This is a genomic window from Marinomonas sp. HM11-D (genome assembly GCF_057626615.1).
The window spans coordinates 78,778-90,666 of the sequence record NZ_JBMMKT010000012.1 but is presented as its reverse complement, the minus strand read 5'-3'; the positions used below and the strand labels follow the sequence as shown (position 1 = coordinate 90,666).

At 49.1% G+C, this 11,889-nt stretch carries 12 protein-coding genes; 3 read left to right on the top strand and 9 right to left on the bottom strand.

From position 1 onward, the window contains the following. Positions 1-4 precede the first annotated feature (4 nt). Positions 5-763 (bottom strand): (2Fe-2S)-binding protein, encoded by a 759-nt coding sequence (locus tag ACOSVP_RS14815; protein WP_487348267.1) that lies wholly within the window; start codon positions 761-763, stop codon positions 5-7. 177 nt (positions 764-940) lie between these two features. Continuing rightward, positions 941-1,795: an SDR family oxidoreductase gene (locus ACOSVP_RS14810; protein ID WP_487348266.1), complete on the bottom strand. Its 855-nt coding sequence runs from the start codon at positions 1,793-1,795 to the stop codon at positions 941-943. Positions 1,796-1,880: 85 nt separating this feature from the next. On the opposite strand from ACOSVP_RS14810, the gene ACOSVP_RS14805 reads away from it, so the two are divergent. Continuing rightward, positions 1,881-2,279 carry a winged helix-turn-helix transcriptional regulator gene (locus ACOSVP_RS14805; protein WP_487348265.1) on the top strand — a complete coding sequence of 133 codons (399 nt, stop codon included), beginning with the start codon at positions 1,881-1,883 and terminating at the stop codon, positions 2,277-2,279. A gap of 12 nt (positions 2,280-2,291) precedes the next feature. Here ACOSVP_RS14805 and gmhB read toward each other — a convergent pair whose 3' ends face one another. Further along, a complete protein-coding gene (gmhB, locus tag ACOSVP_RS14800; protein ID WP_487348264.1) occupies positions 2,292-2,849 on the bottom strand; it encodes a D-glycero-beta-D-manno-heptose 1,7-bisphosphate 7-phosphatase in 558 nt (185 codons plus the stop codon). 150 nt (positions 2,850-2,999) lie between these two features. Between gmhB and ACOSVP_RS14795 the strand changes: the two genes are divergently transcribed. Further along, the gene (locus ACOSVP_RS14795) at positions 3,000-3,902 is read left to right on the top strand and encodes a lysophospholipid acyltransferase family protein (protein ID WP_487348263.1); all 903 of its coding nucleotides are present in this window, start codon (positions 3,000-3,002) and stop codon (positions 3,900-3,902) included. Between the two features lie 60 nt (positions 3,903-3,962). Here ACOSVP_RS14795 and ybaK read toward each other — a convergent pair whose 3' ends face one another. The 6 genes from ybaK to def form a co-directional block, all read right to left on the bottom strand. Continuing rightward, a complete protein-coding gene (gene ybaK, locus ACOSVP_RS14790; protein ID WP_487348262.1) occupies positions 3,963-4,433 on the bottom strand; it encodes a Cys-tRNA(Pro) deacylase in 471 nt (156 codons plus the stop codon). A gap of 14 nt (positions 4,434-4,447) precedes the next feature. Continuing rightward, complete coding sequence (locus tag ACOSVP_RS14785) at positions 4,448-5,896, bottom strand: TrkH family potassium uptake protein (protein WP_487348261.1); 1,449 nt, start codon at positions 5,894-5,896, stop codon at positions 4,448-4,450. Between the two features lie 69 nt (positions 5,897-5,965). Further along, on the bottom strand, positions 5,966-7,339 hold the full coding sequence (gene trkA / locus ACOSVP_RS14780) for a Trk system potassium transporter TrkA (RefSeq protein WP_487348260.1): 1,374 nt from the start codon (positions 7,337-7,339) through the stop codon (positions 5,966-5,968). A gap of 204 nt (positions 7,340-7,543) precedes the next feature. Continuing rightward, positions 7,544-8,863, bottom strand: a complete 1,320-nt coding sequence (gene rsmB, locus ACOSVP_RS14775) for a 16S rRNA (cytosine(967)-C(5))-methyltransferase RsmB (RefSeq protein WP_487348259.1) — start codon at positions 8,861-8,863, stop codon at positions 7,544-7,546. Further along, positions 8,860-9,846 (bottom strand): methionyl-tRNA formyltransferase, encoded by a 987-nt coding sequence (gene fmt / locus ACOSVP_RS14770; RefSeq protein ID WP_487348258.1) that lies wholly within the window; start codon positions 9,844-9,846, stop codon positions 8,860-8,862. Before fmt ends, rsmB begins: the two co-directional genes overlap by 4 nt. Positions 9,847-9,961: 115 nt before the next feature. Continuing rightward, a complete protein-coding gene (gene def / locus ACOSVP_RS14765; protein WP_487348257.1) occupies positions 9,962-10,468 on the bottom strand; it encodes a peptide deformylase in 507 nt (168 codons plus the stop codon). A 217-nt stretch (positions 10,469-10,685) separates the two neighbouring features. On the opposite strand from def, the gene dprA reads away from it, so the two are divergent. Further along, positions 10,686-11,888: a DNA-processing protein DprA gene (gene dprA, locus ACOSVP_RS14760; RefSeq protein WP_487348256.1), complete on the top strand. Its 1,203-nt coding sequence runs from the start codon at positions 10,686-10,688 to the stop codon at positions 11,886-11,888. Position 11,889 lies beyond the last annotated feature (1 nt).

Sequence of the window (11,889 nt, the reverse complement as noted above, 5' to 3'; positions counted from 1 at the left end):
TTTTTTATTGGTCAGCATCTTTGTTTAAGTCGTTGGCCATAGCTGATTCAGAGAGCGTTTGTTTAGCCGCTAAATGCGGACAGTTAGCGCATTCCTTGGCACCCTCACAGCGATAAATCAAACAACAGGTTTTACGTTGAAAGCTTTCCTCTTTGACGAGTAAGCGTTGTGCGGTTTTTGGCACCTTAAGCTCCATCAACTGACACCATTTTTGACCTTGTTGATAGATCCATTTGGCTTTATTAGGTACAGATAGAGTGACTATCTCCTGATAGGCTAATCGTTCTAGGCTGACAAACAGGGTATCCGCGAGTACGGCCATTAACGATGGCGCACGGGCCTGTGTTTGCTCGTTCAGCGCTGCAGCATAGCGTTCACAGAGTTGTTTTAAGGCAGGTGCGAGTGATTCTATGGCCGCATCCGTGCTGGTATGGCGAAAGAACTGGCTGTCTCTGGGCAGCTGAAAGCCCAGTGCGTAGCTCTGTTGTTGCTGTAAGGCGATACGGTCGAGCGAATCGAGACTGATTTTTAGATGGTAGGCACTGAGTAGCGCCAGTGATACTGGTTGCCAGATCAGCATGCCCCAGCTGCGTAAACGCCAAAACTGCGCCCCAGCTTCTGGTGTGCTTTGTGCAATGGCGTGCGCCAATTGAGCTATGCCTTGCTGCGGTCGTTCAGCATCAATATAAGCGCTCTCTTCGATCTGCTCCACTTGGGTAAAACCCGACACAATAGTGTTTGTTAGGTTAGTAAGTGCTTGCATTATTTCTTGCACATTTTCCTTGCAAGCGGTATCACTCGACATGGTCACAGACATAAAAAAGGCTTGGTTATCTCATCATATTTTTTAATGAAAATCATTATCAATAAAATATGTGCGAATGCCAAGCCTGTTTTGATCGATGTTAAAGCGCTAAGGCTTTATTCGACCAGAGATCTATTAAGACAGAGCGACTTTGATGCTGTCCTGAATCGATGTTGTTGGACGACCAATGAGCTTCGATAGGGTTTTGCTGTCATCAAACAAACCGCCTTTTGACGCGCCCACATCAGAGTCCGCTAGGATGTTGGCGAAGCCTTCTGGTAAACCGACTTCTACCAATACTTTGGCGTATTCCGCTTCAGGAAGATCTTGGTAGACCACCTCTTTGCCGCTGATCTTAGCAATGTAAGCAGCGTATTGCGCTAGTGTGAAGGCTTCATCGCCAGCAAGCTCGTATACCTTGCCCGCTTGATCTTGTGATGTGACCGCCACAGCAGCGGCTTCGGCGTAGTCTGCACGAGCGGCAGTCGAGTATTTACCCTCGCCTGCACTACCCAATACTGCACCATGTTCGACTGCCATGCCTGCACTCATGGTGTAGTTTTCTGAGTACCAGCCGTTGCGAAGTAGCACGTGTGGTACGCCTGATGCTTTTAGCGCGGCTTCGGTCGCCACGTGCTCTTCTGCTAGGGCCAATGGCGATGTGTCCGCGTGAAGGATACTGGTGTAAGCAATCAGCTCAACGCCTGCTTCTTTAGCTGCTTCGATAACGTTTTGGTGTTGTACGGCACGTTGGCCAACTTCGCTAGACGAAACTAGCACGACGCGTTTAACACCGCTCATTGCAGTTTTAAGAGACGCTAGGTCGGTGTAGTCGGCTTTACGCAAGACCACGCCCTGTGCTGTTAGCGCGCTGGCTTTTTCTGGGCTACGTACCGCGGCCACGATCTGGTTTGCCGGAACGCCTTTTGCTAATAAGCTGTTTACTACCAAGTTACCTAGTTGGCCTGATGCGCCTGTTACTAAAATCATACTGCACTCCTTTGGATTGGTTAGTGAATGAAATATAGGCTAGACTATAAGCTTACTTTTGGTAAGTACGTACAAAAAGGTAAGTATGAAAAAAACAGATTTGAGCGCAAATGACCACATTGAGATCACATTTGATCGTGGTGATGTGTTTTCTGATAAGTGCCCTTCACGAGAAATTTTGCGCCATGTGACTGGACGTTGGGGCATGCTGGTATTCTTTGCCCTGCGTGAAGGTGAGCCGAAACGCTTTAGCGAATTACGCCGTACCATTAAAGGGGTCAGTGAAAAGATGCTGGCGCAGACGCTACAGCAGTTAGAAGGCGACGGCTTTGTGAAGCGCATCGTTTACCCTGTGGTACCGCCCCATGTGGAATATCAACTCACGCCTTTAGGCGTGGAATTTGGTCAACGAGTGATTGATTTGGTGGGCTGGCTGGAAGAGAACCTGCTCGATATTCTCGATCAGCAGCAGGTCTCTGCTTAGAGGTACACTTTGCTACTGATATTTATGTAGCGTTGCGATGGCGAAGGCTGCCAAGTCAGTGTAAATATCAAAGTAGAAATCGATTTCCTTATACTGAGTATCACGGCCTTTACCCGTTAATACCAATACCGGCGCACAGCCACGGGCTTTACCTGCTTGCAGGTCACGTAGTGAGTCACCTACCATAATCGCTGGCGTTTGAGTGAAGTCGACGCCCAGTTTTGCTTCGATGGCTTCGATCATACCGCTCTTAGGTTTACGGCAGTTACAGGCATCGTCAGGACCGTGTGGGCAGTATTCGATGCCTTCGACACGACCGCCTTCCGCTTCTAAAAGTCCGAGCATTTTTTCATGCATGGCATGCAGTGTCGCTTCATCGTAATAGCCACGCGCAATGCCCGATTGGTTGGTGGCGATAAAAATCTGAAAGCCCGCTTTACTCAATGCGGCCATGGCTTTAATACTGCCAGGCAAAGGGATCCATTCATCCACGGATTTTACATACGCATCAGAGTCTTGGTTGATAACGCCATCACGGTCGAGAATGATAACGGGCTTGTTATTCGCCATAAAAGTGTCTACCTCAGATAAATGAACTGCATTAAGTGGTAGTATAATGGTTTCAGGTTGGCTTGGGTGAGTTTTCACGTGAAACAATGTGTTGGCCGCCGACCGTTATGTTGAGCCAATTTTCTTGAGTGAACCAATTAAGTAGGTGTTATGTCCGATCAAGTTTCCACCTCTCCAATGACTAAGTTAATCAAAGCCATGGGGAAACTCCCGTTTCCACTGGTCCGCAGTATGGGACGTTTTGTTGGGTTATTGGGGTTGCGCTTTGATCGTCGAACACGTCGTGCTATTGATCGTAATCTCGAGCTTTGCCTACCTCATTTGGATAAAGAACAGCGTACCCGTTTGCGCAATAGTCGACTTCGACATATGGGCCAAACCTTTGCCGAAATGGGTCACCTGTGGACCCGTGATGTAAAGTTTATCCTCGACCTGTGTCACGAAGGCGAAGGTGCCCAAGAACTAAAACAAGCGGTGGAAGGCAAAGGTGGTGTGATCGTGCTAGCGCCTCATATCGGTAACTGGGAAGCCGTAAACGTCTACGTTAGCGCTATCCGCCCGATGACGGCTATGTACCGCCCAAATAAAGACGAAAGCCTAGATGCTTTTATTCTTGCGGCACGTAACCGTGCTGGTGGTGATTTGGTGCCCACTAACCGTCGTGGTGTGATGCAGATTGTGAAAGCACTGAATGCCGATGGTGTCGTGGGCATGTTGCCTGATCAGGTACCGCAACAAGGCAGCGGTGAGTTTGCGCCCTTCTTTGGCCATCAAGCCTACACCATGACGCTGGCAGGTCAGCTAGCTCTTAAAACCGGTGCTAAAGCCTTTGTCGTGGGCTGTATTCAAACTAAGAAAGGGTTTGAAGTTACGGCCTTTGAAGTGGATCCGCGTTTCTACGATGAGGATCCAGTGACCTCGCTAACGGGACTGAATGCCTCGATTGAGCAGCTGGTACAACGTGCACCAGGTCAGTATCAGTGGGAATATAAACGTTTTAAATTACAGCCACACGGTGCTTTGAATCCTTATAAAGAACACCAGCATCTGTAAGCTCAATTGAGCAAACGAGAACACATAAAAAAGGGGCTAAATGATTTAGCCCCTTTTTTGTTATTGCTCGGCAATATCTGAGAACACGGTTTGGCGACACACCGCCGCCAAATCTTGTGGCGCGAGACCAATATCAAAGCCGCGCTTACCGCCACTGACATACATCTTAGCTAAGGCTTCGGCACTGCTGTCAATCACCGTCACCAAAGCCTTCTTTTGCCCCACAGGGCTAATGCCGCCAACGATATAACCTGTTAAACGCTCCGCGTCTTTGGGCTCGGTCATGCGTAGCTTTTTCACTTTCAGTGCGGCCGCAGTACGCTTTAAATTGAGTTTGCCTGTCACTGGCACAATCGCGACAAACACATCTTTATCATCCGTCACCAGCAAGGTTTTAAACACTTCCTCTGGCGCTAGGCCAAGCTTTTCAGCGGCCTCTTGACCAAAGTTCTGGCAGTTCGGGTCATGATCGTATTCGTGCTGTGTGAAAGCGATCTTACGTTTTTTTAGCGTTTGTGTAGCGGGTGTCATTGGTCTTTCCTTGCTTATTTCTGCCAGAACATCGGCGTGAATAATACCAGCAAGGTGAATACTTCTAAACGCCCCAGCAGCATGGCAAAACACAGCATCCATTTCGATGGATCATTGATTGATGCGAAATTCGCGGCTACTTCACCAAGACCTGGACCTAAGTTGTTGAGTGTTGCTGCCACTGCTGACCAAGCGGTGACTTGATCGATGCCAGTGGCCATCAAGCCAATCATCAGGATCACGTACACCAACAGGTAAGCAGAGAAGAAGCCCCACACAGCTGAGACCACTCGCTCCTGAATTGCTTTGCCACCGATCTTAACCGGAATCACCGCGTTGGGGTGTACCAGACGTTGAATCTCACGGAAGCCCTGTTTCAGGATCAACAGGATACGGATGACTTTCATACCACCACCGGTTGAACTGGCACAGCCACCAGCGAAGGAGGTCACGATCAATAGGAATGGTAGGAAGTGCGGCCAGACCGAGAAGTCAGAGGTACTAAAGCCCGCTGTGGTGGCAATCGAAACACTCTCAAAAATCGCGTAGCGCAGCGACGTTTGCCAATCGAAGGTAGAGGTTAGAATCAGTACCAAGGTTGACAATGAAATTGCACTTCCTAGTAGAAAGAAGAAGAAACGTGCTTCAGGATCTCGGAAGTAATGCCAAACGCTACGAGTGCGCCAAGCATAGAAATGCAGGCCAAAGTTCAACGCAGAAATCACCATAAATACGGTACAGATGATTTCAATGGTGACACTATTAAAGTAACCAATACTGGCATCATGGGTCGAGAAACCACCGATGGCCACGGTTGAGAAACTGTGACACAAGGCATCAAAGAAGCTCATGCCTGCGATCCAAAAACCTAGGGTACAAACTACCGTAAGTGTTGCGTAGATATACCAAAGCGCTTTGGCGGTTTCGGCAATACGTGGGGTGAGCTTGGAGTCCTTAACCGGCCCTGGTGTCTCGGCACGGTAGAGCTGCATGCCACCGACGCCCAGCATCGGCATGATGGCGACGGCTAATACGATGATACCCATACCACCCAACCACTGTAGCCATTGACGGTAGAACAGAATCGACTCAGGCAGAACGTCAATGGACGTTAGGATTGTCGCCCCGGTGGTGGTCAAACCGGACAGAGATTCAAACAACGAATCGGTAAAGCTTAGGTGTGGGTCGGTGGCGAGGAAGAATGGCACCGAACCGAATAAGCCCAGCGTTGACCAGAACAGCACCGTCACCAAGAAACCATCACGTATTCTGAGATCACCGCGGTGGTTGCGAAATGGAAACCAAATCACCAAGCCACTCACCAAGTTGATAAGCAAGGCGGAGAGGAACGCTTGCAACGCCCCGTCTTGATAGATCAAAGAAACAATGATCGGCGGTAACAGCGTTAAGCTGAAAATCATGATAAGCAAACCGATAACGCGCAGGATTATCTGAATATGCATGCACTGGCCTTATGAAAAAAATGTCCCAGCCGAGGCATGGGACGTTAGTAAAAGAAAGTCTGTTGGATCCTAGAAGAAGCTTAAGCCGACCTGGAACAACTGCTCCACGGCGGGGATTTGCTTCTTATTGGACACGAAAATAATCACGTGGTCTTCTGCCTGAATCACCACATCACCGGTGGCTAGGATCACTTCATCGCCGCGCACAATCGCACCTATGGTAGCCCCCTCTGGCAGATTAATGTTGGCAATGGCGCGTCCCACTACTTTGGAAGAACGGTAGTCACCGTGAGCTACGGCTTCGAGTGCTTCCGCTGCTCCTTTACGCATGGTATGCACGTTCACTACATCGCCTCGGCGAATGTAGCTTAGTAAAGAGCTGATGGTGGTATGTTGCGGCGATACGGCGATATCGATCATGCCTTCTTGAACAATGTCTACGTAAGCAGGGTTATTGATGATGGTCATAACCGTACGTACCCCCAATACCTTGGCCAGCATAGACGACATGATATTGGCTTCGTCGTTGTTGGTGATGGCGCAGAATACATCGGTCGATTCGATGTTCTCTTCCAGCAAGAGTTCTTGTTTCGAGGCGTCACCGTTCAAAACAATCGTGTTGTTCAAGGTTTCCGATAAGTAACGGCAGCGCTCTGGATCACGTTCGATGATCTTAACGCGGTACTCTTTCTCAAGGCTCTGGGCCAAACGTTCACCGATGTTACCGCCACCGGCAATGATGATACGACGGTATGGGGTATCCAATGGACGTAGCTCACTCATCACGTCCATTACGTCACGTTGGGCGGTCAAGAAGAACACTTCGTCGTTGGCATGAATGCAGGTGTTACCATCTGGCTTAATCGATTGACCGTTACGGTAGATGGCTGCAATACGGGTTTGGATCGATGGCATGTGTTCGCGTAGATAGCTGATTGGACGATCGATCAGTGGGCCGCCCTTTTCTGCTTTCACTACCACTAGCTGTACTTTGCCCTCGGCAAATTCCATTACCTGCAGTGCGCCTGGGTAACGAATTAAGCGACTTAAATGTTTGGTGACTTCTTTTTCTGGACTGATACGAACGTCCATCGGTAAGGCGGTATCGGCGAAGATCTTAGGGTATTTAGAGTAGGCGTTGGAGCGGATACGACCGATCTTGGTGGGTGTCTTAAATAAAGTGTAGGCCACCTGACAGGCGATCATATTGGTTTCGTCTTGGTTGCTCACCGCGATCAACATATCTGCGTCGTTACAACCCGCTTGGTCCAACACGTCTGGGTGGGAGCCACTACCATGTACTGTTTGAATATCGAGGCGATCCTGAAGCTCACGTAAGCGTGTGGAATCGGTATCTATTACGGTAATGTCATTGTCTTCGTTCGCTAGGTTTTCCGCTAGCGTTGCACCCACTTGGCCTGCGCCAATTATTATGATCTTCATGGTCAGCCTTAGAGCTTTGCGCTCATCCCACGTTTAAGAACGTCCCCAAAAGTATAGAGGTCAATAGTGGCTAATTCTAAACGTGAACGAAGAAAGATTTAATGCTGTTTGTGCGAATAATGCATATATTTTGATGCAATACGACATCCCTATTTTTTATAGGTGATGTCGTACTGTGTAGGAATTGGCTAATAGCAAATGCCGTTAGCGCTTTTGCAGTAGGCAGTAGTAGAAGCCATCTTGGCCATCTAGCGTAGGAAAGATCTGTACCCCATGGCTGACGGATTTTCCGAAGCTTAACGGTAGCTCTGGCGCTAGCGTATTCAATGGCAGTTCCTTGGCATCTTCCGTACGGGCCAAGAAGCTCGCCATCTGTTGCTCGTTTTCTTCTGGCATCAAAGAACAGGTTGCGTACAGCATGTAACCGCCCTGTTCTAACGTTTGCCAAGTGGCATCGAGAATGTTTGCTTGGATCTCTACTAAAGCGGCAATATCGTCTGGCTTTCGGTTGATCTTAATATCTGGGTTACGACGAATCACACCGGTTGCGGAACACGGCGCATCCAACAAGATCTTGTCGAAGGCTTCACCGTTCCACCACTCTTCAGGCTTGCTGGCATCACCACAGATCAGTTCGGCAGACACACCCAGACGCTCTAGGTTGGATTCGATTCGAGCTAAACGCCAAGGTTCCAATTCCACCGCGGATAGCTCTAACTCAGATGCTAGCTCTAGCAGATGACCTGTTTTACCTCCCGGTGCCGCACAAGCATCCAGTACTCGCTCGCCAGCTTTTGGTGCCAGCAGGCTAGCCGCTAACTGTGCCGATTCGTCCTGTACGCTGACATGGCCTTCGGTAAAATTAGGTAACATAGAAACCGATACAGCAGATTCTAGGTACAAACCTGATACTGAAAAGGCTGTTTCACGTGAAACAGTGCCTTGTTCCGCTAACTGTTGCTTGTATGTTTCACGTGAAACACGAGACTCGTTCACGCGAATACACATAGGCGGATGCGCATTAGTCGCTTCAACAATTGCGTCGAATTCAGTGTCCCAATGTTTCTTGAAACGTTTCACCAACCACTTTGGCAAGTTGCTAGCCATCGATGGTTGAGCAGACAGATTCTCAAGAATGTCATCACGTTCGCGCTGGTAACGACGAAGTACCGCATTCATCAGTTTGGTCGCCCACTCTTTATCAAGTTGACGACACAGCTCAACTGACTCATGCACTGCGGCATGGTCTGGCGTGCTCATGTGCTCGATCTGATAAAGCCCCATCAGCAAGGCGGCATACAGATCGAAGTCTTTGTCTTCAAACGGTTTGCTTAGCAAACTTAAAGCGATGGTGTTGAGTTGTGGGTAGTAACGGCAAACGCCAAAGCAAAGCTCTTTAGCTAGGCCCTGCTCGTCGTAATCCACCTCGGCAATTTGCTTGCTGATTTGTGTCGACAAGGAGCCACGTTGCAATAGCACCTGCTCAAGGATTTTGGCACTGACTAAGCGAGCGGGTTGGCTCATGCTTCACTCCCAAGCAATTTGCCAACTTGAAGTTGGTCTTTGAATTTGCCGTTTAAAGCGTCTTGCACCGACATGCGCTTGCCGCCTGGGAATTGCAACTCGGTAATCAAGATTGAGCCTTTACCTGCCGTCACGACAATGCCGTCTTTGCTGACCATGGTGATCTCGCCACATTCGAAATCTTGATCGTCAGTGTCCAAAAGTTTCGCCGCATGGATCTTCATCACGCCGGCTGGCGTATTAGTGTAAGCGCCAGGCCATGGCAGTAGACCACGAATACGACGACTGATCAGCGTTGCATCTTGTGTCCAATCCACTTCCCCTTCTTGCTTGGTCAGTTTCTCGGCGTAGCAAGTCAGTTCTTCGTTTTGCTTTTCTGGTGTCACCTTACCCGTGCGGATGGCTTCTAAACCTTCGATCAGGGCTTCGCCACCTAGTACTGCTAAACGGTCATGCAGAATGCCTGAGGTGTCCTCTGGTTTAATATCGCACTCTTTCTTCAGCAACATATCGCCAGTATCTAGACCAACATCCATCTGCATGATGGTGATACCAGTAATGCTATCGCCCGCGATCACGGCACGGTGAATCGGAGCGGCCCCACGCCAGCGAGGTAGCAAAGAGGCATGCACGTTAATACAACCCAACTTAGGGGTATCCAATACCGCTTTGGGCAGGATTAAACCGTACGCCGCCACGATCATGATATCGGCATTTAAATCCGCCAAGATTTGGCGATCTGCTTCGTCTTTAAAATTAAGCGGTTGGTAAACAGCAATGTCATGCTCAAGTGCCAACTGTTTTACTGGGCTAGCGACTAGCTTTTGCCCACGACCCGCAGGGCGATCCGGTTGCGTGTATACCGCGATGACTTGGTAGTTATGTTGTTCTGCGTTGTCGAGAACAGCTTGAAGGCTTGCGGCAGCGAAGTCTGGCGTGCCAGCAAAAACAATACGGAGTGGAGCGTTTGCAGTATCAGTCATGGTGTTGTTATCTGTCTTATGTAACGAAAAAATCAGGCCGTAGCCTGATTTTTTGAATGCTCATGGTGGGAGATGTGTGTTCGGCTTGCGTTGCAATCTCCGTGGCGAAACATGCTTAGGCACGTTTCTTTTGTGCTTTCTGCAACTTAGTCTTGATGCGGTTACGCTTCAATGGCGATAAGTAATCCACCATCAGCTTGCCATCAAGGTGGTCGATCTCATGTTGCACACACACCGCCATTAGCTCGTCAGTATCCATTTCAAAAGGTTTACCGTGACGATCTAGGGCTTTCACGCGTACTTTTGCTGCGCGGTAGATATGCTCGTAGAAACCAGGAACAGACAAGCAGCCTTCTTGGAATTCATTCGGCTCATCGTCAAGCACATCAAACTCAGGGTTGATGAAGACGATGGGTTCGTTGCGTTCTTCCGAGAAATCCATCACGACTAAACGGTAATGGAAGTCCACCTGCGTCGCCGCAAGGCCCACACCATTTTCGTCGTACATGGTTTCGATCATATCGTCGATCTGAGTTTGCAGAGCGTCGTTGAACTCAGTGATCGGTTCTGCCACTTTACGCAAACGCGGATCTGGATACTCTAAAATTGGTAATACAGCCATATGCTTTCATGTCTCTCTTAATCGATGCCTGACTGATAAATCTGGGTCAGTCGGCTGAATTTCAATGTCCTTATTGTAACCCATTAATGTGCAAATGCGTGTACGTAGCTGGCTAAATTTTATGCAATATGCTTAAATACATCGCAATTTTTAGGTGCTAACACGCCCTGCTTTTGCTTTATTGCTCTAATTTCCTATGCTCGCAAAGGATTGCCGCATGAACGCTCTTCACAATGGATTTTCGCAACGGGACTGGCTGGCGCTGAGTTTTATGCCAGGTATTGGTCCTAGCCGCTTAGCCAGTCTTTGGACTTACTTATCTGCTTGGTCGGAAGATCAGGAACATCATGATCTATTCACCACGACAAACAGTTCGTTAAGCGCAGCGCAAAGTGTCGATTATCAAGTGCTACGGGCTTTAGGCTGGTCTGAACGTACCGCTCGTGCGGCGCTGTTATATCTGCAAAAGGGCAAGCTTCCTTACGATGTTGAAGACAACTTTATCCTCACTGAACATTGGTTAGAGAAAGCGGATCAGCAGGTCATTTTCCGCGACGATCCTGATTACCCAGCTTTACTACAAAACATCGCCGTGCCGCCGACTTGCTTGTTTGTTAAAGGTAACCGCAAGGCCTGGGCGAATCCCTGTCTAGGCGTCGTCGGCGCACGCAATGCCTCGGGTTACGGTAAGAAAATCGCCGAAAGCTTCTCTCAACAACTGGCTGAGGCGGGCTACAGCGTCTGCAGTGGCGGTGCCAAAGGCATTGATAGTTACGCTCACCAAGGTGCTTTAGCCGCACATAAGCCAACCGTTGCCGTGATGGGAACGGGCTTGTTAAACCTTTATCCAAAACAAAATACTAAGCTGTTTGAGCGTATTCTAGCGACGGACGGAGCTTTGATCAGCGAGTACCCACTTACCACTGCGCCACGGCCACAGCTGTTTCCGCCACGTAATCGTATTATCAGTGGTATGAGTCATGGGGTGCTGGTGGTGGAAGCTTCCGAAAAAAGCGGTTCCTTGATCAGCGCACGCTATGCACTAGAAGAGAACCGTGAAGTGTTTGCTATCCCTGGGCGTATTGGCGACCCGCAAGCGCAAGGAAGCAATCACCTGATTCGTCAGGGAGCCACGCTGGTTACGAGTGTAGACGACATCATCTCAGAATTACCACGAGCACTGCGTCAGGCTTCTTTTGAGCCGACTTTAGAAGAAACGAGTCATCTTAATACTTCAAGCCTTTCTCGCTCGGCTACGGGCTTACTCGATGTGCTAAGCCGTGAGCGTGTGGCGTTTGATTTTGATGCACTGATCAGACGTACTGGCATGGGCGCCGCAGACTTATCACAGACCTTAATGGAACTGGAACTTTCGGGGATGGTGGTCAATGCTCAGGGGCAGTATCAATTTGCCCCTTAAG